Genomic DNA, 19,211 nt, shown 5'->3' on the forward strand with positions numbered 1-19,211 from the left:
AATGGGATATATTATGGAACTAAGAAAATTTGTTGGAACTCGTCCTCTTATTATGGTCGGTGCATGTGTTCTAATTTTTAATGAACAGGGACACTTATTACTCCAAAGGCGCACGGACAGTCTGGACTGGGGCACGATCGGCGGGGCACTGGAACCAGGGGAATCATTAGAAGAAGCAGCCGCGCGTGAGTTGTTCGAAGAAGCTGGGTTAAAAGCAAAAGCCTTTAAGTTTATAACCGTTTTTTCCGGAGCGGATATGTATTACAAATATCCGCATGGAGACGAAGTTTATAATGTATTGGCTGTCTATGAAGCGATAGATGTAGAAGGCACACCTACCATAAATGACGATGAGGGACTTGAACTGCGTTATTTTACACTCAAAGAACCAATAGCTGAAATTAATTCATTCACAGAGTCGATTCTAAGAAAATTAGGTTACATTCAAACGAAAACAGAATTGAAGGACTTTGAAAGACTTAATTAACTTTGAAAAATGAGGTAGCTCTAATTGACTAAAGTTGAGTTAGTTAAAGATTCGATATGGATTCTGATAATGACGGTTGTTTTTGTTGCCTTTTTCTCGAAAAAATTCAAGAAAAAATGGAAAGCAGCTATAGTATATTTCTTGGTTTTTATAGCGGTTAAGGCAATCGCGAATTTAGTTGCAATGCTTTTCGTTTGAGATTGGATCGATCCGGGCATTTCAGATAATGAAGATAAATCGATCTGCTTCGAAATTAAGGGGGGTACACTTACGTGGGAGTAAAAGAGACGGACGTAATCAACTCGCCTGTTCTAGATAATATTGAATCGGTTATGAAGACATTTACTAGACCATGGTTTATTGCCGGGGGTTGGTCGATTGACCTAGCAGTAGGTGAAAAAACTAGAAATCATAAAGATATGGATATCTGTATCTTTAGAGAAGATGTTGAGTATGCTCTTGAGCATTTTCAGGGATGGGACGTTCATGTTGCAGTACCTGGCGAACATCGTCTGGAACGTGTAAACGAATTAGGTGACTTAAATCCTCCGAGATATTGTTTGCATCTATTCAAGGGGGACGAGTTTTTAGAAATTCTATTAACGGAACGCAGAAAAGAAGAAGTTATTTTCAGAAAAAATAGAGAAATTAATATGCATATTAGCGACTTTATTAGAGGACACTTACCAAGATTATACGTAAATCCGGCATGGCAACTTTTATTTAAAAGTTTAAGTACGAGAGAAGAAGACGAACATGATTTTCGAGTTTACAGAGGGCGAGTTAAAGATACCAAGTCAAAGAAATGGCTTCTTGATAGTATGATCAAAGTAAAAGGGAATGCGGAATGGATCGAAAAGCTTCGTAATGATTTCAGTGAGGGTGGATAATCGGAAATGGAGGAACTTCCTAATGATATCAGTCGACGAAATTCGAAGTTATGTTCTAACGTTGCCGGAAACGGTAGAAGTGGAGCATTGGGGCAAGCCTTCGTTTCGAATTAAAAACAAGATTTTTGTCGTACTGCAAGAGGATGGTCGCACCTTAACCGTCAAAACAATAGGGGATGACCGAGCCATCTATACGGAACTAGACCCGACGACATATCGTATACCGGATGCCTATGCTAAGTTGAGTTATATGCATATGAACATTAATCAAGTAGAGCCCGAAGAGGCAAGAGGATTGATTTATAAAGCTTGGAGCAGCGTTGCCCCTAAGAGACTAGTGAATCGAAAGCCGGGTACGATGTCTTGAGTAGTTAAATGGGAGGCTTGGTCGAATCATGCTTCAAGAAATCATTCCGATATTGCGGATATTCGATGAACGGAAGGCGAAAGAGTTTTATTTGGATTATCTTGGCTTCCATCTCGATTGGGAGCACCGATTTGAGCCCGGTATGCCTCTTTACATGCAACTTTCGAAGAGTGGGATTAAGCTTCATCTAAGCGAGCATCATGGTGACTGTTGTCCGGGAGCTGCCATACGGATTGGAGTAAAGGGCATTAGATCCTTTCAAAAACAACTGATAAGTAAGAAGAATCCGTATTCAAGACCGGAATTGAGAAGACCCCGTGGCAAAGCGAAGAATGCGTTGTGACTGATCCTTTTGGCAATCGAATTATCTTTTATGAATTTCTTGATAGAGAAGATCAACTAGGAGGGACAGGACAAGATGAATGCTAAATCCGGATTGGTGTACCTATGGATCGCAGCCTTGTTAATAGAATTATTTATGTTGTCCAGATTGGTACATCGCGTACATGAATAGGATGAAGTATTATTTTATATCACAGTAACATTGGTAACTTTGGTTGTGGGCGCCGTTCTGGTCCTTATCTCAAATCAATCGACTAATAAGAAGGGATAAAGCTGGGGGTATCTAGATGAATAGAAGCCATTTCATTATCACCGGGACATCGAGGGGGATCGGCGAACAATTGGCGCGATTGCTTCTTGAAAGCGACAGCTTTGTCTATGGAATTTCAAGAGGCAATTCGGACACGTTAGATTCGTACAAAAAATATTCCCATTACCCATTCGACTTGAGCAATATCATGGGAATTGAGAGCTTGATGAACGGCATTTTCGCACAAATCGATACCGATAACGCAGACATGATCTGTCTTATTAATAATGCTGCTATGCTTGAGCCCTTGAACGCAATTGATCAATGCGAAGTAGAGGAAATCAACCAAAACTTGCAAATTAGCTTAGTCGCTCCGATGATCCTGACCTCTTGCTTCATCAAGCGGTCGGACAACGATCAAATTAGACGAAAAATTATTAATATTTCATCAGGTTCGGGAACTTATCCAGCCCCTGCAATGAGCGTTTATTGCAGCGCTAAAGCAGGAATAAACATGTTTTCTCAATGTGTCGGCCTAGAGCAATCGATGCGTGAACATCCCATTGAAATAATAGCCGTTGATCCGGGCATGGTCGACACCGAATTGCAGTCTGTTGCCCGAGGAAAAAACGAGCGGGAATTCGTAATGGCGAAATATTTTGATCAAGCCTATCAATCGGGATTATTACAGTCGACGGAAAGTCTCGGCAAGCAGTTGTTAACCATCATCGAAAAGAAATTCGCACCGGGAAAGCTAGTTAAGTACTCTGAAGCGTAATTTCGGAGGAGAGCAATTGGATGGCCATATTAGCTATTTTATTAGTAATATTATCTGGATTCATTCATTCGATATGGAATCTGTTTGCGAAGAAAAGTATTAATAAAATCGTGTTCTTGTGGTACTGTCAGTGGGCGGCCGTGTTGCTTTTTTTACCCTTGGCGTGGATAGATGCAAGGACGATAGAATCACTGCCGGCGAATGGCTGGCTGTTAATGGCAGCGAGCATGATTTTGCATGGAGCGTATGTTCTATTGCTTGCCAAAGCCTATACGATCGGCGATCTGTCGCAGGTTTATCCGATCATGCGAGGGATTAGTCCATTGGTAGTCCCAGTCATTGGCGTATTGATATTGGGTGAGAATCTAAAGATGTTGGGATGGAGCGGCATCGTTGTGATTCTAGTAGGAATTTTCCTCGGTGGAAGTTTTAAATTCAAAGACCATCGAGAATTTTTGTCGGGACCTATTATTTTGGCATTTCTGGTAGGTATCATGATTACTTCTTATACGGTAGTGGATAAAGTAACTCTTCAATATGTTCCAGCGATTACGCTTAATGAAGCAACCAATGTAGGCAATTTGTTGATTCTTACCTTTATGGCACTGAAATCAAAGGGACTTAAGCGGGAATGGCTTGTGAATTGGAAAACCATTATGTTAGGCGGAATTCTAGCTCCAGGCGGTTATATTTTATTTTTGAAAGCATTAGAAATTTTGCCAGTGTCTCAGTTGGCGCCGATGCGCGAGATAGGAACCGTATTTGGAACGCTCATGGGGGTATTCATGTTGCGAGAATCGCAAGGAAGAAGTCGGATAATAGCTTCCATATTGATAACAATCGGAATCGTTTTGCTCGCTCAATAGGCGATATCGATATTGGGAGATGGAGATTTGGAAAATCATGTTCCACAGCAAATTAATACTTCTTCATAAGGGGGGAGAAGATGAAACTCGCCAGGGCCTTATTAATTGCATCCGGAATCTATGAATTATTGCTGGGGATCCCCTTTTGGGCAATATGCTTATTTGGGAGTACCTTCCTTATTCCTTACTGGCGACTTTTTTACTTCATGTAGTCACATTCTCCATTTGTTATGATAAAAAAGCACCTAAGGTTCCTAGCCTAGCGGCAATCATTAGCTCACCGATTAGTTGGTTGCCGTTCATTGGTTGGGGGATTCATCTGTTTGTTTCAGCCGGACTGCTTACTACAGCATTCTTTATGGGAAATAAAGTAAGCGATCGATACAGATAAAACAGACCTAACAGAACGGTCTTTTCCAAAGCCTATGCTCATGAATTGAAATGGGGGGATCTCCCTGCTAAGTCATAAAATTAACGATGATATTCAATTGAAAATGCTAGATCACCGCTATGTAGATGAGCTATTCGGCCTGATAGATAAGAACAGAGCATATTTGAGAGAATGGCTGCCTTGGGTAGACGGATCGATTAGCATAGAGCAGACGAAAAGCTTTGTCCAATCGTCTTTGCATTTATTTGCAGAAAACAACGGATTCCAATTAGGTGTTTTTTACAAAGATCGGATAGCTGGCTGCATAGGTCTCCACTATATCGATTGGGCCAATAAGAAGACTTCTATCGGTTATTGGTTGGCCGAGGAATTTCAGGGACGCGGTTTAATGACCCGTGCATGTCAAGCGCTGATCGATTACCTCTTTCATGATCTGGCCCTGAATCGAGTAGAGATCAGAGCCGCTGTTTTGAATGCCAAAAGTAGAGCAATCCCGGAGCGGCTTCAATTTGCGAACGAAGGTACATCGCGACAAGCTGAGTGGCTATATGATTACTATGTAGATCACATTATTTATGGGATGTTAGCAGTGAATTGGACGAAGCCAAGAGGGGGGCCATCTTGAACATCAGTTATCTGTTTAGTTCTCAGCCTGTTTTGGAAACGGAGCGATTGATCTTAAGAAGATTGCAGCCCGCAGATGCCAACGAGTATTTTCATTTTGCCTCAGATCCTCTCATCGCAACGCACACCATGTGGAGCTTCCATGAAACCGTCGAGGATACGAAAGCGTACTTGGACAAACTCGAAAACAAATATGAGCAGAAAACAGCTTATCATTGGGCTATTCATAATAAACAAAATAGATTGGTCGTCGGCCGAACCGGTTTTATTCGTTTCGATCATACTCATGATTCCACTGAAATAGGGTTTGTTGTCTCAAGGGAGTACTGGAAGCAAGGAATAATGACAGAAGCGACAAGAGCCATCATAGAGTATGGCTTCGAGGAATTGGGAGTTAATCGGATCGAATCCCGATGCAATGAGGACAATATAGGATCAGAGAGAGTCATGCAAAAGCTGGACATGAACTTTGAAGGGATTCTTAGGGAGCAACTGAAAATAAAAGGAGAGTACGTTAATCAAAAGATGTATGCCATCCTGAAAAGAGATTTCGAGGGGCATCGCGCCAGTTTGAGCGGTAAGGGAGCAAAATGACAAATCGTATCATAGCGAACGTTTAGAGAAATGAAATCTCGAATAGATTCATAGGAGTGCAACCAATATGTCTGCCTATTCAGTTCGAATCATTCAAGAAGACGAATTGCCAAAGCTGCTTGAATTGTACAAGCATCTGCATGATCAAGACCCGGAACTAGAGCATGACGATCGGCTTGAAGCGCTCTGGAAAGAGATTTTGGGCGATAGTGGCATGAAAATTATTGTACTGGAACAGGATGGACAATTGCTGGCTTCCTGCGTGCTGAATATTCTAAAAAATCTTACGAGGAATGCTAGACCTTATGGACTCATTGAGAACGTAGTTACTCATAGCGACCATCGGAGGAAAGGGTTTGGAAAAATTGTATTGAATAAGGCGATAGAGCTATCGGGAGAGCACAATTGTTATAAAGTCATGTTATTGACAGGATCGAAAAAAGAAGAAACTCACCGGTTTTATGAAAGTGCCGGATTTGTAAAGGGTTTAAAAACGGGCTTCATTATTAAGCTCTAACAATAAAGATAGTATAGACCCGTTATTAATGATGAATTTGCAATCGAAGAAGGTAACGGTGCAATAGAATCCGAGAGCTGGGGGCCTGTATATGAAAGATCAAAGAAGCGAAGCACATCAAATCATCGAAAACTATACGAATAACTGGTTCGGCTATGAATTCGACGACTCCACTTGGAATAAACCGATAGCGGAAGGGAAGGCATCCGTAGCGGAAATTATCGGGCATCTATTGAATTGGGATAACTACTTGATAGAAACAGTCATTCCTACTGTCAAGAACGGAGGGGGAATGGAGTTTCCCGATTTCGATACGTTCAATAAAGCGGGCTACGCGTATGTTAAGAATAAACCGAGAAGTCTCATCCTCCAGGAATTTAACTCCGCACGAGAAAAACTATCCGAGATGCTGTTGAATTCCCTTGAATTCATCGATAAGCCTACAACTTCTAACGGAGTAAGCGTCTGCCCTCATACAGGACGTCCTTACAGCTTGATCTATATTATTGAGGAGTTTATTGAGCATGATGAGCATCACAAAAGTCAAATTAACGCCGTTATAACGAGGTAGGTCATAACGGCCGAGGGGCGAGATAAGAGTGAGAAAGCTCGTTGCAGGACTATTCATAACGCTGGACGGTATTGTGGATTCGCCGGCGAATTCGCCTAAGAAATGGAGCAACGCCGAAATGGCCGAGCGTATTGCCGCAGGCGTGGCACAGGCGGACACGGTGCTGTTAGGTCCGCGAACTTACCGGCTGCTGGCGCAATTTTGGCAGCATCAAAGCGACGATATTCCGATGGCTTGTTTTCTGAATCGTTCGCGCAAATATGTCGTGTCCCATACGCCCGACAATCTCGAATGGCAGCCTGCCACGCTTATCCAAGGCAACCTCGCCGAAGAGGTCGCGAAGCTCAAGGAGCAGCCCGGAAAAAACATTCAAATTCCTGGGAGTCCGAGATTGGTAAGGTCGCTGCTCCGACTGGGGATGCTGGACGAGCTCAATCTTAATATTTGCCCGGTCGTGGCAGGAACGGGTCTGCGTCTTTTCGATGATTTAGACAGTCCGTTGCCGCTCCAGCTTGTAGACGCGAGAACTTACACGAATGGTGTGTTGGGCGTATCGTATCGGCTAGTCCGATTAACGGGGGGAACGAAGTGACTAAGATAACGCATAATAAACCTGACAGCGATTTTCCAACGGGGCTGGCTAAGCCTGCGCAGCGTGCGCTGGCCAATGCCGGCCTGAGGAATTTGGAACAGATTTCTCATCTTAGCGAAGAGGAGCTCAACCAATTGCACGGCATAGGCCCGAAGGCAGTCGAGCTGCTTCGTCAAGCGCTAAGGACAAAAGGACTTGCTTTTTCAGAAAAATAAAGCTGACTTGTTGAAAAGGAGGGGGTTGTACGTTGCAAATTCGCGCTTACGGTTCGTCCGATTTGGAAGCTCTCGTAGAGTTGATGGCCGAACTGGGGTATCCAACCTCTATCTCGGACATGGAACGAAGAATGGACAGAATGACAGCCGATCCGGAAGCCCATACGTTCGTAGCTTCTCTCTCGGGCGAAGTCATCGGAATGATTGGGGTTAAGAGACTGTACAATTACGAGACGGACGATTTCCTTACGTATATTTCATGCCTGGTCGTCAAGCAAAAGTGTCGAGGGCAAGGCTTCGGGAAAAAACTGCTTCATTTTATCGAAGAATGGTCCGTTCGCGAAGGAATGAACGTTCTCTATTTGACTAGCGGAATAAAAGAGGAAAGAAAGCCGGCTCATGAATTGTATAAACAGATGGGCTTTGAAATAACGGGATACCGATTCATCAAGAAGCTGGAAGCGAAACAACAGCAAGAGGCTTGATAAAGATTTGCTAAAACCGGCAATGAGCGGATTGGAAACGAAGGGATAAATCGCAAGAGATGTTGAATAGTCTCGGAAGACGGTGGGAGAAAACGTTCGAAACGTAAAGGAGTGAGGCAGCTCGTGCAATTGAAATGGCTGGAGTGGGCCAAGCAGATTCAAGCTATTAGCCAGGCCGGTCTGGAATATTCGAAGGATATGTATGATTTGGAGCGATTTGAGCTTCTCCGGAGCTTAAGTATCGAAATCTTAAGCGAATATTCGGGGATTGAGCATGATAAGGTAAGAGAGCTGTTCGCTAACGAAAAAGGTTATGCGACTCCGAAGGTGGATGTTAGGGGAGTCGTATTTCGCGACGGCAAAATTCTAATGGTCAAGGAACGATTGGATGGCGCTTGGGCACTGCCTGGCGGATGGGCGGATATTGGTTTGTCGCCGAAGGAAGTCGTCAAGAAGGAAGTCAAAGAAGAGTCCGGACTCGATGTGACGCCTGTAAGGCTGTTAGGAATTTTTGATAAGAAGTTTCACGACCATCCGCCATCTCCGTGGCATGTTTATAAGATATTCGTACTTTGTGAAATCATAGGCGGCCAAATGGAATCCGGAATGGAAACGTTGCAGGTCGATTTTTTTCCTGAAGACAGCTTGCCCGAATTATCCGTCGAACGAAACACGGAGAAGCAAATAAAATGGTTATTTGAATCGATGAGGAGCAAGGATATGGAAGTTCATCTGGACTAGCATCGGGAGGCAGGAGAAGGTGAAGAAGGTAATTGCGGGCGTTATTACGCAATGGCGCACTTCGACCGGTAGGTTTGGTAAGTCGCTTCACGAAACGGGGGATATACGGCGAATATAGTTGACGTCGTCCTGTACAATCAAGAAAAGCGATGAAAAATACGAGAGTGAGATGAGTCTGCCAGAGGATAATGATAGATAGTTGGAAATAGGGAAAGTGCACTCGCAACGAGAGTTGATTTTGACTCGTATTATTCTCAAAAGAAACCTATTGAGCGAGGCGAGCTATCTATGAATATCGGGGCCATTTTGTTTTTATTGTTCAGTCTCTTTTTAGGTTCTTTTCAAACCCCTGTATCCGAACCTGTTCATGTTATCGACACCGAGAGCATGGAAGGGGTATTTGGCTTTACGAATGCAGATGGCACGTCCATAATCGTTCATGGGCTGGGCGTCGGTCAAGAGGCCGCCATGTCCAAGTGGAACAAAGCGATCGGCGAGAGCGGCAAGGTTTTGTCGGTAAAGTATGCAACCTATCAAAAAGGCAACATAGACAAGAGCAGCGGTAGAGACACATCATACAACTTTGAGAACATGGCCGGCTACATATTTAACGTTAAGGAAGGAAGCTCGACCCCTAACGAGACGTATTTTCTAATCAATGAAAACGATTTCGATCTTAAAGCGCTGCTTCCGATTAAGAAGACGGAAGATGCTCTAAAAAATGACAGCTTGATAGCTAAAGAAATATCGGCCAAAAAGCAAAGGCCAATCACTAACATCTGGCAGATCGCTCAATTTTCCGACAGTCAGAAGTTATTTTTGGTCAAGTTCAAAAGACAGGGCGACGATATGTTATTCAGCTTAGTGCTGCAAAGAGAGGATAAGCTCCTATTCAACGACTTTCCGGCGAAAACAAAGGATGAAATTTCCGTATGGCGAGTCGATGATGGCGGGGAAGTGACGCCTGACATGTTTTCGTTACTATTTGCAGCCAAAACCTCGGATGGTTTGGCCTTAAGTATCGAATGGTGGGGCTCGGAAGGGGAAAACACATTCGTAATTGCCGATGACGGAGAACAATTTCATGAACTGCCAATCAGCTACTATCGATATACCTACCCGACGTAAGTAAGGAGCATGGGGATGAGGAGAACACTTATAGTGAGCGACATCCACGGTTGCGTAGACCAGTTGGATGAGCTGTTGTTAGCCGTATCCTACAATCCCGTAGCTGACGATCTCATTTTGCTGGGCGACTACGTGGACAGAGGACCGAAGAGTAAGGAGTCCGTCGAGAGAGTCATGCAATTGGTAGAGAATGACGGAGCTGTCGCATTGAGGGGCAACCACGATCAACGATTCGCGGACTTGATTCGAGCCGACAGCGAGGAATTGACGGCTAAGTTTTTGGAGCACGGCGGTATACAGACGCTTCAAAGCTATTGCGATTTGACAGGCGACCAAGTCGTCGATCCCGAAGTTATTCGTTCGGCTAGAGCTCATGTCAGTCACAACTACAGCCGACATATCGATTTTCTTCGCTCGCTGCCTCTTTTTCATGAAGATCGAAATCATATTTACGTTCATGCCGGGCTGAATCCCAATTTCAAAAATTGGCGAGATCAGCCCGAGCACGATTTTATGTACATCAAAAAGGAGTTCCACCAAGCCAAGCTGTCTGTCGGCAAGACCGTCATTTTCGGTCATACGAGAACGGTCGAGCTGCAGCAATCGCCGGATGTATGGTTCGGAGACGGTAAAATCGGAATTGATGGCGGCTGTGCCTATGGAATGCAATTGAACGGTCTTATCTATTATGAAGGAGTCTACTCAACCGTTAGCGTTCCCAATAATCGGAGAGGATAGGCTGTCTAATGGGAGTGTCTCGTATGAACGAAACGATCGTGCATCATTACGATGCTTTTTCGATGTACCCGAATCAAGGCAATCCGGCAGGTGTCGTACTGGATGCGGATCATCTGAGCGAACAAGATATGCAGCGGATCGCTTTCGATATCGGTTTTAACGAAACTGTGTTCGTGGTTCGGTCGGAGCAGGCAACAGTCAAGCTCAAATATTTCACGCCAGGACATGAGATCCCATTATGCGGGCACGCGACGATGGCTGCCGTGTACGCCTTGAAAACGCGAGGAAAACTGGGCGATGCACAACGGCTTACGATCGAGACGAACGTTGGCGTATTGCCGATCGAACTGACGGAAACGGAAGGCGTTCATCGCAGCTGGACGATTAAGATGAAGCAAGACAATCCGCGATTTCTGCCGTTCCAGGGCGATAGGGAGAAGCTGGCCAACGCCATAGGGCTCGATGTTCGGGAGCTGGATTCAAGCCTGCCAATCGTTTATGGAAGCACGGGAACTTGGACCTTGTTGGTTCCGATCAAGAGCTTGCAGAGCTTTAGGGAAATGAAGCCGCAAAACGAAAAGTTCCCAGAGCTGCTGACCGAGCTGCCGAAAGCTTCCGTACACCCATTTTGCTTGGAAACCTATAGCACGGACGCTCGAATGCATGCCAGACATTTCTCATCGCCTTTTTCGGGTACGATTGAAGACCCGGTTACAGGTACCGCGTCCGGGGTAATGGGGGCTTACTATCTGGAGTATATGAATCCCGAGCTGCCTTCGGCGGCATTCGTTGTCGAGCAAGGGCAAGAGATCGGCAAGGAAGGAAGAGTGGGTGTCGAGGCTATCAGAAGCGAGCATGATGGAATGTGCATCTACATCGCAGGGACGGCTGTCTATGTGAAGGATTTACAGGCTTGAACATCGTTAATTTCGAAGGGATGGGTAATGAATGTGGCTGCATAGTTTTTTCAAGAGATTCATTTTTACGCTGATGCATTACTATCAGCAGATTCAGCACATCCTGCTCACTGTATTCGTAATAGGCGTGGTCGACTACTTTTTTCTGTATGAAATTTCGGTTTACTTGTTCGCTACCATGCCGATGCTGGCTGTGGAACTGATTCCTCTCGGAGTTCTTCTTGTTTTGGCTATAATAGTATGGCGGGCAGCGAAGTATGTCCGCAGGAAAATGAAAGACAATAAACATTATCTAATGGTCTAGGAAGTGACAGGATGAAGTACTACATCGTAACGGGAACGTCCCGGGGACTGGGAGAGGCTATTGCAGAGAAGCTAATCGCTTCCGGCAACCATATTACATGCATCTCAAGAGGCGCGAACGAGAGGCTCGTGAAGCTTGCAGAAGATCGCGGAGCGGAGCTTAACTACATTAGCTTCGATTTGTCCCGATCGAACGAGATCGAAGCGGTCATGCGCGCGATCTTCGCAAAGATCGATAAGGAAAACGCGGAAGCTGTCATTCTCATTAACAACGCCGGCATACTCGCTCCCATCAAGCCTATTGAAAGCTGCTCCAGCGAAGAAATCATTTTGAATAACCAGATTAATCTGGTCGCTCCGATGATTTTGTCCTCCAGCTTCATCGCACTCGCCGCCGACATTCGGGCCGACAAGCAAATCGTTCATATTTCATCCGGAGCGGGAAAAAAGCCTTACTTCGGGTGGAGCAGCTATTGCAGCGCCAAAGCGGGCCTCGACATGTATACGAGATGCGCCGCGGTTGAACAACAGGATAAGGAATACCCCGTTAGAGTCGTTTCGTTCGCACCGGGGGTGGTCGATACGGCGATGCAGCAGGAAATCCGCTCGACGGGCAAGGAGTATTTTCGCGATATTGAGAGATTTATTGCGCTCAAAGAAGAAGGAGTGCTGCTAACGCCGGAGTATGCGGCCGATAAGCTGCTCAGCGTGATAGCCTCCTCCGACATCGAGAACGGCGCTATTTTGCATATTAGCCAGTTCCAATAACATTCTGCTGCGATTTTCAGAGCCTAAGACGTAACCACCTGGAATTCCAGACTGTAGGGGAAGATAGCATGCATTCGCTTATTGAAGGCTTCATTCTGGGATTGTCTATCGCGGCTCCTGTGGGGCCGATTGGAATACTATGCATACGAAAGACGCTTAATCAAGGTAGAAGGATGGGCTTTGTATCCGGGATGGGCGCCGCGACCGCCGATGCTATCTATGGAAGCGTCGCGGCATTCGGACTGTCGTTCATAACGTCGGCTTTGGTTGACCATTCGGTTTGGCTTCAATGGCTCGGCGGCGCTTTCTTGTGTTATTTGGCAATAACGACGTTTCGATCCAAGCCGACGGCAACAGCCGGAACGGACTCGGCCTCGTCCTTCGGATTCGTTCGTACCTTCGCGACGACCTTTCTTCTAACGCTATCGAATCCGATGACTGTCTTTTCGTTTATTGCCGTTTTTTCGGGAATGAATGCAGGCGGGGAAGGGGGATCTGCCGTTTCGTTAGTCGCGGGAGTGTTCCTCGGCTCGGCTGCATGGTGGTTCGTTCTGTGTATGGCGGTAGGCTTCTTTAGAAGGATGATGAGTCCGCGGCTCATGCAGGCAATCAACTATTCGTCGGGTGTTATTTTGCTCGGTTTCGGAATTTTCATTTTGTTGAAATGAAAAAAGAACGGGGAGGCCGTCTCACATGATACTCGAAGTCGCTTCATTACAGGTCAAGCCCGGCTTAAGCGCTTCGTTCGAAGCCGACTTCCGTCAAGCGTCGCGGATTATTTCTTCCATGAAGGGATATATCGGTCATGAGCTTCAGAAATGTATGGAGCATGAGAATAAATATATATTGTTGGTTAAGTGGGAGTCATTAGAGGATCATACGATTGGTTTTCGCCAATCGGAGCGATACCAAGAGTGGAAAAAGCTGCTTCACCACTATTACGATCCATTTCCGACGGTGGAGCATTATGAAATTGTCGAATTATGATGAGAATAAACAGTTATAACTAATTATATTTAGATATATTTCATTCTGGTTCGACGACTAGTCGTTATGCTAAAATATTCTTTAGCCTATTTCGGCGTAGGAGGTTTTGGCATGGCGATCGATTGGAACGACTTTTTCGCCCCCGTATGGCTGTCGCTTAAAGTTTCCCTTATCGGAAGTATACTCGTATTCGTCCTTGCGGCAGCGACGGCTCGATGGATGGCGAAACGCCGCTTCATGGGCAAAAGTCTGTTGGAGACCGTCTTGCTGCTGCCTCTCGTCCTGCCGCCGACCGTTATCGGCTTCCTCTTGCTTATGCTTCTCGGGCGAAGAAGCTGGATCGGGGAAGCTTACGAATGGTTCGTAGACAGTCCGATCGTATTTTCCTGGATTGCGGCGGTTATCGCCGCCGTCGTCATCGCTTTTCCGCTGGCCTATAGGACGATGAAGGCCGGATTCGAGGACGTCGACCCGGAGCTGGAAAAGGCGGCGCGAGTTCTTGGAGCGAACGAGTGGCAAGTGTTCCGATACGTGACGGCACCTCTCGCATCGAGATCTCTGGTCGCCGGCTTCATATTGGGATTTGCCCGCGCGCTGGGCGAATTCGGAGCAACGCTAATGATCGCCGGAAATATCCCGCATCGGACGCAGACGATTCCAACAGCGATTTACGTGGCTATCGACGGCGGCAAGCAGGATCTGGCATGGGCTTGGTGCATTGCGATGGTGCTGCTGTCCTTCGTTATGCTGCTTTTGGCGAATGGCTATTCGAAGCGGTAGTAAGCAACAATAAAGGGACACTCCTTTTTCTATTGGAACAGGGAGTGTTTTTTCATTACAATAGAGAAAAGGATCGAAATAGACGAGGTGACGAGAATGAAACAATTGGCAACGTTCGCAGGAGGCTGCTTTTGGTGCATGGTTACTCCTTTCGAGGAATTGCCCGGTATACACGGTGTCGTGTCCGGCTATACGGGCGGACATAAGGTCGACCCGACCTACGAGGAAGTATGCTCGGAAACGACGGGACACGCCGAAGCGGTGCAAATCGAGTTTGACCCGGATTTGTTTCCTTATTCAAAGCTGTTGGATATCTATTGGCGATCCGTCGATCCGACTGACGCAGGAGGACAATTCCACGACCGCGGCCATTCGTATCGGCCCGTTATTTATGTTCATAACGAAAGCCAGCGCGAAGAAGCCGAAGCATCCAAAGCGGCGCTTGACGCTTCTGGCCGATTCGACAAACCGATCGCGGTCGCGATCGAAGCGGCGTCCGCTTTTTATCCCGCCGAAGAGTACCATCAGGATTACCATAAGAAAAACCCTCTGCGCTATCGGTACTACCGGAGCGGCTCGGGCCGCGATGCGTTCATCAAAAGTCATTGGAACACGAAAAAGGACAAGGAGGAGCTTCGCAAGCGATTGACCCCGATTCAATTCGAGGTAACTCAGAACAACGCAACCGAGCCTCCATTCCGCAACGAATTTTACAATAATCGGGAAGAGGGCTTATACGTCGACATCGTGTCCGGCGAACCTTTGTTCAGCTCGAAGGATCAATTCGACGCCGGCTGCGGATGGCCTAGCTTCACGAGACCGATCCAAGAGAGCGGCGTTCTTGAGCACGAGGATTTTTCACATGGGATGTTCCGGGTAGAGGTACGCAGCCGGGAGGCGGATTCGCATCTCGGTCACGTATTCGACGACGGGCCGGAGCCGACGGGGCAGCGTTATTGCATTAACTCGGCAGCGTTGCGATTCATTCCTAAAGATAAGCTTGAGCAAGAGGGTTACGGCAAATACGCGGAATGGTTCGACTAATTCGAATTTGACAAGCTTATGGGAGAGTGGCAACGTGTCTGAGCACACTAGAATCGAACAGGAAACGGAACGGCTTCCGAAGTATATATACGAAACGTTGGCGCACTTTCGATATCGGATCAGGAAGTTTATTCGGTTCAGCGAAGAGGCGGCGCGCGCACAGGGACTTACTCCGCAATATCACCAGCTCATGCTCTCCATCAAAGGCTATCCGGGCAGAGATTACGCGACTCCGACCGAATTGGCCGAGCGTCTGCAAATTACGCAGCACGCTTGCGTTGAGCTCATCCAGCGCTGCGAAGAGCTTGAGCTCGTAAAGAAATTCCCCAATCCCCAGGACGGGCGCAGCGTTTTTATTCAGGTGACGGAGCATGGGATGACGATGCTGGAGGCATTGTCCGAAATTCATATGCAGGAAGTGCAGCGGATGGGACTCCTCGAATTCCGCCCGCCGCAATAATTTCATTTACGTCTCGGCTACGATCTGTCCCGTCCGGGACAGATCGTAGCCGTATATGGCCCCTAACTCCGCCAGAAAAGCTTCCGAGCGCAATATCGAGAGCACGGCCTCGATCCATTCGAGATTTCGAGGCGTCTTGAGCATAACGAGGTCGACTCGTTCCTGAACGAGAGGGATAAAGTCGACTTTGCCGACAATGAGGGCCGCTTTCTCGGTACCGATGCCCACGTCGGCGGCTCCCGAGGCTACTTTTCCCGCGACGGCCATATGGTTGCTTTCTTCCTGCTCGTATCCGTCGAGAACGGACGGAGATATTCGTTGAAGACGCAGCTTCTCGTCCAGCAAGACGCGTGCGCCGGAGCCTTTCTCCCGATTGACGATACGCAGTCCCGGCTTCGCCAGATCCTGAAACCCTTGAATGCCTCGGGGGTTTCCCGGAGCGACGTAGAAGCCCGCCGTACGGATCAACAAGTTGACGATCAGATAGGAGTGGCCCGTGAGCAATCTGCTGACGTAGGGGACGTTATATTCGCCGGTATCCCCATCGATCAGGTGAGCGCTTACGATATCGGCTTCTCCCCGGTACAGCGCCACCAAGCTCTCCATGCTTCCTACAAAAGAACGAAGCGGCCGAACGTCACTCGCCTGCTTTTCCAGATGCTTGGCCAAAAGGTCCAAGCTGATATCTTGTCCGGTAATGACCAGTTGTCTGACGGGACCGCCCGAAGCCGCTTGAGAAATAGGGCGGGGAGCGGCAGGGAGCGCACCGCCCTTGGCTCTTAGCTTGTACTGCTCCAGATCGGAAGCATCGACCCGCATCTGTTTGCCTACGCGGTAAGAGCGGAGCTCCCCTTTTTTGATCAAATCGTAGACGGTGAGCTTCGATATTTTGAGCAGCTTCGCGATTTCTTCGGTCGTGTAGGACATATCCTGACTCATGAGACAGCCTCCGAATACGGTTTAGTAGTTGCTCTTATTATACAGGATGACGAGTTGGAACGTATCGAAGTTCGCGCGAATTTTACTGCCGGTTTGCGAAGCTCCTATCCGTACCTATTTACCATGTTTTGTAGTAAAATAAATGAAACAAAAAGAACCGATTAGATCTTCAATCGGCAGGGCAGGGACTCGCGGATGCAAGAGGAGAAGCAAGATCGGTTCATTTATGATTAATGCCGTTAATTAATTTAGGTAACGAATCGCGCTTTGCAACGAACGGCGCAAAGGTCGTATGGCGCAACGACAGCAGGAGGACACTCTACGATGAACATTCGCAAAATGCGTCTGCATGACGCCGTAAGCTTGCACGCCAGCGAAGATAGGGACGAATACGAGAGGGATTACGCGCGGCTGATCCAATCCCCGGCTTTTCGCAGACTGCAAGGGAAATCCCAGGTGTTCGGTGCGGGCTCCGGCGACTATTACAGGACTCGTCTGACCCATTCGCTGGAAGTGTCGCAAATCGCACGCGAGCTTGCCCGCCGACTGGGGAAGACGGATCCGTTTCTGGCGCGGAAGGAGCACCCCGGTCTCATGATCGAGCCGGAAGTCGTCGAATGCTCCGCTCTAGCTCACGATCTCGGCCATCCTCCTTTCGGACATAAGGGAGAAGAAGTGCTCAACGAGCTCCTTCAGACGGAGCATGCCTTGAAATACGAGGGCAACGCGCAAAACTATCGAATTCTTATGTTTTTGGAGAAACGGGCGGGAAGCGACCTCGGTCTTGATCTGACGGCGGCTGTACTGCTCGGAATTAACAAATATCCTTACTGTATTGACGAGCCGGGACGAATCAAAGGGCTGTACCGGATGGAATGGGAGGCGATCTCCCAGCTTCGTCAGACGTGGGGCATGCCGGAAGGCTGCGCGACGCTGGAAGCGCAGCTGATGGATTTGTCCGACGACATCGCCTATTCCACTCATGATCTCGAGGATGGAATCCGCGCGGGTAAAATTCAGATGGACCGGGCTTTCTTCGAAGACGATCGGCTCGTCGAGCACGTCATCCACGAAATCGTAAGCGATCAGACGAATACGGGCACGAGCTGGGAGCAGGTCGACATGAACGCCAAAGTGAAGCAGGTGCTTCAGGTGTTCTACGAGCAATGGGCGACCATCTATGACGAATGCGGCCGGGAACCGTCGCGAACGCGGCGCGAGATGAAGGCCCGTTGGGTTCGCAAATTCGCCAGTCAGGTCGGCATTATCGACGATCCGGCGAAGAGCTGGAAGAAGGTGACGTTCGTACGGGAAGGGCAGCAGGATTTCGATCTTCTGCGCACGATGGAAGTGCTGAAGAAGCTTGCTTGGGTAACGCTAATTAAAGATTTTCGGGTTCAACGCCTGCACAAGCGAAGCGAAGTGATGGTGGGGCGTCTCTGGACGAGCTTCCGGGATTACGAGACGGGACGACTGATCATTCCGCCGGACTGGCTCGAAAGCTATGAGCGGCACAAGGGCAAATGGACGTGGGAACGGCTCGTTGCCGACTATATCTCCGGAATGACGGATGCCTATGCGGAGAAAGTATACGCCGAATTTTTCGCCAGCCGTTCGGGTTCGATTTACGAGAGGGACTAAGAAGAGGAGGAGCGGCACAATGGTCAATATCGATTTGTCGGGGAAAACGGCGCTCGTGACGGGCGGAACGGGACAGCTCGGCAGGGTTATGGTTCGGACGTTGGCGGAGTGCGGAGCGAATGTCGTCATCCATTATAACAGCAACGAAGAGAAGGCACTGGAGCTGCGGGACGAGATTCGCTCGCTCGGACGCCATTCCGCGATCGTCCGTGCGGATATTACGAAGAAGGAAGCGATTTTTGCGATGAAGAGCGAGGCGGAAGGCGAACTCGGCCCCGTCGACATTGTTATCGCCAATGCGGTCGTTCAATATGCGTGGACCTCCGTGCTTGAGCAGGCACCGGAAGATTACGTCAGCCAGTTCGAATCCTGCGTCATGCAGAGCGTCTATTTGGCCAAAGCGTTCGCACCGGGAATGATCGAGAGAAGCTGGGGACGAATTATCGGCATCAATACCGAATGCGCCATGCAGAACGACCCGACACAATCGGCGTATGTCGCAGGCAAACGAGGGATGGACGGAGTGTATCGCGTGCTCGCGAAGGAAATCGGCAAGCACGGCATTACGGTCAATCAAGTCGCACCGGGCTGGACGATTAGCGAACGCGACCGGGAGAACCACACGGAACGCAGCGAAGGCTACGAGAGCGCCGTGCCGCTCCGCCGCCGAGGAACCGACCAGGAGATAGCGAACGCCGTCGTCTTCCTTGCTTCCGATCTCGCGAGCTTTATTACCGGAGCCTTCATACCGGTTAACGGCGGCAACGTTATGCCGACGATTTAGCAGCCGAGCAGG

At 47.9% G+C, this 19,211-nt stretch carries 26 protein-coding genes and 1 pseudogene; 26 read left to right on the forward strand and 1 reads right to left on the reverse strand.

What is annotated here, in order from left to right; translation table 11 throughout:
- Position 1: 1 nt before the first annotated feature.
- The 24 genes and pseudogenes from D3H35_RS11920 to D3H35_RS12035 all read left to right on the forward strand — a co-directional run bounded on the left by D3H35_RS11920 (position 2) and on the right by D3H35_RS12035 (position 15,835).
- Positions 2 to 487: an NUDIX hydrolase gene (locus D3H35_RS11920; RefSeq protein WP_119149561.1), complete on the forward strand. Its 486-nt coding sequence runs from the start codon at positions 2 to 4 to the stop codon at positions 485 to 487.
- Between the two features lie 272 nt (positions 488 to 759).
- Positions 760 to 1,377, forward strand: a complete 618-nt coding sequence (locus tag D3H35_RS11925) for a nucleotidyltransferase domain-containing protein (protein ID WP_119149563.1) — start codon at positions 760 to 762, stop codon at positions 1,375 to 1,377.
- Positions 1,378 to 1,399: 22 nt separating this feature from the next.
- Entirely contained in the window at positions 1,400 to 1,744 is a 345-nt protein-coding gene (locus tag D3H35_RS11930; protein WP_119149565.1) for an MmcQ/YjbR family DNA-binding protein, read from the forward strand.
- A 28-nt stretch (positions 1,745 to 1,772) separates the two neighbouring features.
- A pseudogene (locus D3H35_RS32360) lies at positions 1,773 to 2,173 on the forward strand (glyoxalase superfamily protein).
- A 200-nt stretch (positions 2,174 to 2,373) separates the two neighbouring features.
- Positions 2,374 to 3,114 carry an SDR family NAD(P)-dependent oxidoreductase gene (locus tag D3H35_RS11940; protein WP_119149566.1) on the forward strand — a complete coding sequence of 247 codons (741 nt, stop codon included), beginning with the start codon at positions 2,374 to 2,376 and terminating at the stop codon, positions 3,112 to 3,114.
- Positions 3,115 to 3,134: 20 nt separating this feature from the next.
- On the forward strand, positions 3,135 to 3,980 hold the full coding sequence (locus tag D3H35_RS11945; protein ID WP_119149568.1) for a DMT family transporter: 846 nt from the start codon (positions 3,135 to 3,137) through the stop codon (positions 3,978 to 3,980).
- A 455-nt stretch (positions 3,981 to 4,435) separates the two neighbouring features.
- Positions 4,436 to 4,996, forward strand: coding sequence for a GNAT family N-acetyltransferase (locus D3H35_RS11950; protein WP_119149570.1), 561 nt, complete (start codon positions 4,436 to 4,438; stop codon positions 4,994 to 4,996).
- Positions 4,993 to 5,589: a GNAT family N-acetyltransferase gene (locus D3H35_RS11955; protein ID WP_158594077.1), complete on the forward strand. Its 597-nt coding sequence runs from the start codon at positions 4,993 to 4,995 to the stop codon at positions 5,587 to 5,589. Before D3H35_RS11950 ends, D3H35_RS11955 begins: the two co-directional genes overlap by 4 nt.
- 67 nt (positions 5,590 to 5,656) lie before the next feature.
- Positions 5,657 to 6,106, forward strand: a complete 450-nt coding sequence (locus D3H35_RS11960) for a GNAT family N-acetyltransferase (RefSeq protein WP_119149573.1) — start codon at positions 5,657 to 5,659, stop codon at positions 6,104 to 6,106.
- 91 nt (positions 6,107 to 6,197) lie between these two features.
- Positions 6,198 to 6,677 carry a DinB family protein gene (locus tag D3H35_RS11965; RefSeq protein WP_119149575.1) on the forward strand — a complete coding sequence of 160 codons (480 nt, stop codon included), beginning with the start codon at positions 6,198 to 6,200 and terminating at the stop codon, positions 6,675 to 6,677.
- Positions 6,678 to 6,705: 28 nt separating this feature from the next.
- Positions 6,706 to 7,269 (forward strand): dihydrofolate reductase family protein, encoded by a 564-nt coding sequence (locus D3H35_RS11970; protein ID WP_158594078.1) that lies wholly within the window; start codon positions 6,706 to 6,708, stop codon positions 7,267 to 7,269.
- Positions 7,266 to 7,484, forward strand: coding sequence for a helix-hairpin-helix domain-containing protein (locus D3H35_RS11975; RefSeq protein WP_233567891.1), 219 nt, complete (start codon positions 7,266 to 7,268; stop codon positions 7,482 to 7,484). Before D3H35_RS11970 ends, D3H35_RS11975 begins: the two co-directional genes overlap by 4 nt.
- Before the next feature lie 32 nt (positions 7,485 to 7,516).
- Positions 7,517 to 7,969 carry a GNAT family N-acetyltransferase gene (locus D3H35_RS11980; protein WP_233567892.1) on the forward strand — a complete coding sequence of 151 codons (453 nt, stop codon included), beginning with the start codon at positions 7,517 to 7,519 and terminating at the stop codon, positions 7,967 to 7,969.
- A 123-nt stretch (positions 7,970 to 8,092) separates the two neighbouring features.
- Positions 8,093 to 8,710, forward strand: a complete 618-nt coding sequence (locus D3H35_RS11985; RefSeq protein ID WP_119149581.1) for an NUDIX hydrolase — start codon at positions 8,093 to 8,095, stop codon at positions 8,708 to 8,710.
- Positions 8,711 to 8,998: 288 nt separating this feature from the next.
- Positions 8,999 to 9,838 carry a hypothetical protein gene (locus D3H35_RS11990; protein WP_119149583.1) on the forward strand — a complete coding sequence of 280 codons (840 nt, stop codon included), beginning with the start codon at positions 8,999 to 9,001 and terminating at the stop codon, positions 9,836 to 9,838.
- A gap of 33 nt (positions 9,839 to 9,871) precedes the next feature.
- The gene (locus D3H35_RS11995; RefSeq protein ID WP_233567893.1) at positions 9,872 to 10,576 is read left to right on the forward strand and encodes a metallophosphoesterase; all 705 of its coding nucleotides are present in this window, start codon (positions 9,872 to 9,874) and stop codon (positions 10,574 to 10,576) included.
- 23 nt (positions 10,577 to 10,599) lie between these two features.
- Positions 10,600 to 11,493, forward strand: a complete 894-nt coding sequence (locus tag D3H35_RS12000) for a PhzF family phenazine biosynthesis protein (RefSeq protein WP_119149725.1) — start codon at positions 10,600 to 10,602, stop codon at positions 11,491 to 11,493.
- Between the two features lie 31 nt (positions 11,494 to 11,524).
- Positions 11,525 to 11,797 (forward strand): hypothetical protein, encoded by a 273-nt coding sequence (locus D3H35_RS12005; RefSeq protein ID WP_119149587.1) that lies wholly within the window; start codon positions 11,525 to 11,527, stop codon positions 11,795 to 11,797.
- A gap of 11 nt (positions 11,798 to 11,808) precedes the next feature.
- Complete coding sequence (locus D3H35_RS12010) at positions 11,809 to 12,564, forward strand: (S)-benzoin forming benzil reductase (protein ID WP_119149588.1); 756 nt, start codon at positions 11,809 to 11,811, stop codon at positions 12,562 to 12,564.
- A gap of 68 nt (positions 12,565 to 12,632) precedes the next feature.
- Positions 12,633 to 13,232 (forward strand): LysE/ArgO family amino acid transporter, encoded by a 600-nt coding sequence (locus D3H35_RS12015; RefSeq protein ID WP_119149590.1) that lies wholly within the window; start codon positions 12,633 to 12,635, stop codon positions 13,230 to 13,232.
- Between the two features lie 25 nt (positions 13,233 to 13,257).
- Positions 13,258 to 13,551: an antibiotic biosynthesis monooxygenase family protein gene (locus D3H35_RS12020; protein WP_119149592.1), complete on the forward strand. Its 294-nt coding sequence runs from the start codon at positions 13,258 to 13,260 to the stop codon at positions 13,549 to 13,551.
- A gap of 111 nt (positions 13,552 to 13,662) precedes the next feature.
- Complete coding sequence (modB, locus tag D3H35_RS12025; RefSeq protein ID WP_119149594.1) at positions 13,663 to 14,331, forward strand: molybdate ABC transporter permease subunit; 669 nt, start codon at positions 13,663 to 13,665, stop codon at positions 14,329 to 14,331.
- A 96-nt stretch (positions 14,332 to 14,427) separates the two neighbouring features.
- Positions 14,428 to 15,375, forward strand: a complete 948-nt coding sequence (msrB, locus tag D3H35_RS12030; RefSeq protein ID WP_119149595.1) for a peptide-methionine (R)-S-oxide reductase MsrB — start codon at positions 14,428 to 14,430, stop codon at positions 15,373 to 15,375.
- A 34-nt stretch (positions 15,376 to 15,409) separates the two neighbouring features.
- Complete coding sequence (locus D3H35_RS12035; RefSeq protein WP_233567894.1) at positions 15,410 to 15,835, forward strand: MarR family winged helix-turn-helix transcriptional regulator; 426 nt, start codon at positions 15,410 to 15,412, stop codon at positions 15,833 to 15,835.
- 6 nt (positions 15,836 to 15,841) lie between these two features.
- On the opposite strand, the gene D3H35_RS12040 is transcribed toward D3H35_RS12035, so the two are convergent.
- A complete protein-coding gene (locus D3H35_RS12040) occupies positions 15,842 to 16,774 on the reverse strand; it encodes a helix-turn-helix transcriptional regulator (protein ID WP_119149597.1) in 933 nt (310 codons plus the stop codon).
- Positions 16,775 to 17,098: 324 nt separating this feature from the next.
- Here D3H35_RS12040 and D3H35_RS12045 point away from each other — a divergent pair, with 324 nt between their 5' ends.
- Together D3H35_RS12045 and D3H35_RS12050 are read left to right on the forward strand one after the other, a co-directional pair.
- Entirely contained in the window at positions 17,099 to 18,415 is a 1,317-nt protein-coding gene (locus tag D3H35_RS12045) for a deoxyguanosinetriphosphate triphosphohydrolase family protein (RefSeq protein ID WP_119149599.1), read from the forward strand.
- Positions 18,416 to 18,434: 19 nt separating this feature from the next.
- Positions 18,435 to 19,199: an SDR family NAD(P)-dependent oxidoreductase gene (locus D3H35_RS12050; RefSeq protein ID WP_119149601.1), complete on the forward strand. Its 765-nt coding sequence runs from the start codon at positions 18,435 to 18,437 to the stop codon at positions 19,197 to 19,199.
- Positions 19,200 to 19,211 lie beyond the last annotated feature (12 nt).

The organism is Cohnella faecalis (assembly GCF_003570905.1).
Lineage (GTDB): Bacteria > Bacillota > Bacilli > Paenibacillales > Paenibacillaceae > Cohnella > Cohnella faecalis.

What these genes read in the sequence shown, in the direction of transcription:
- D3H35_RS12005 (WP_119149587.1), top strand. Translation starts at nt 11,525, where the DNA reads ATGTGGCTGCATAGTTTTTTCAAGAGATTCATTTTTACGCTGATGCAT.
- D3H35_RS11960 (WP_119149573.1), top strand. Translation starts at nt 5,657, where the DNA reads ATGTCTGCCTATTCAGTTCGAATCATTCAAGAAGACGAATTGCCAAAG.
- D3H35_RS12045 (WP_119149599.1), top strand. Translation starts at nt 17,099, where the DNA reads ATGAACATTCGCAAAATGCGTCTGCATGACGCCGTAAGCTTGCACGCC.
- D3H35_RS12020 (WP_119149592.1), top strand. Translation starts at nt 13,258, where the DNA reads ATGATACTCGAAGTCGCTTCATTACAGGTCAAGCCCGGCTTAAGCGCT.
- D3H35_RS11930 (WP_119149565.1), top strand. Translation starts at nt 1,400, where the DNA reads ATGATATCAGTCGACGAAATTCGAAGTTATGTTCTAACGTTGCCGGAA.
- D3H35_RS11945 (WP_119149568.1), top strand. Translation starts at nt 3,135, where the DNA reads ATGGCCATATTAGCTATTTTATTAGTAATATTATCTGGATTCATTCAT.
- msrB (WP_119149595.1), top strand. Translation starts at nt 14,428, where the DNA reads ATGAAACAATTGGCAACGTTCGCAGGAGGCTGCTTTTGGTGCATGGTT.
- D3H35_RS12040 (WP_119149597.1), bottom strand. Translation starts at nt 16,774, where the DNA reads ATGAGTCAGGATATGTCCTACACGACCGAAGAAATCGCGAAGCTGCTC.
- D3H35_RS11965 (WP_119149575.1), top strand. Translation starts at nt 6,198, where the DNA reads ATGAAAGATCAAAGAAGCGAAGCACATCAAATCATCGAAAACTATACG.
- D3H35_RS11990 (WP_119149583.1), top strand. Translation starts at nt 8,999, where the DNA reads ATGAATATCGGGGCCATTTTGTTTTTATTGTTCAGTCTCTTTTTAGGT.
- D3H35_RS11940 (WP_119149566.1), top strand. Translation starts at nt 2,374, where the DNA reads ATGAATAGAAGCCATTTCATTATCACCGGGACATCGAGGGGGATCGGC.
- D3H35_RS12050 (WP_119149601.1), top strand. Translation starts at nt 18,435, where the DNA reads ATGGTCAATATCGATTTGTCGGGGAAAACGGCGCTCGTGACGGGCGGA.
- D3H35_RS12000 (WP_119149725.1), top strand. Translation starts at nt 10,600, where the DNA reads ATGAACGAAACGATCGTGCATCATTACGATGCTTTTTCGATGTACCCG.
- D3H35_RS12010 (WP_119149588.1), top strand. Translation starts at nt 11,809, where the DNA reads ATGAAGTACTACATCGTAACGGGAACGTCCCGGGGACTGGGAGAGGCT.
- D3H35_RS12015 (WP_119149590.1), top strand. Translation starts at nt 12,633, where the DNA reads ATGCATTCGCTTATTGAAGGCTTCATTCTGGGATTGTCTATCGCGGCT.
- modB (WP_119149594.1), top strand. Translation starts at nt 13,663, where the DNA reads ATGGCGATCGATTGGAACGACTTTTTCGCCCCCGTATGGCTGTCGCTT.
- D3H35_RS11920 (WP_119149561.1), top strand. Translation starts at nt 2, where the DNA reads ATGGGATATATTATGGAACTAAGAAAATTTGTTGGAACTCGTCCTCTT.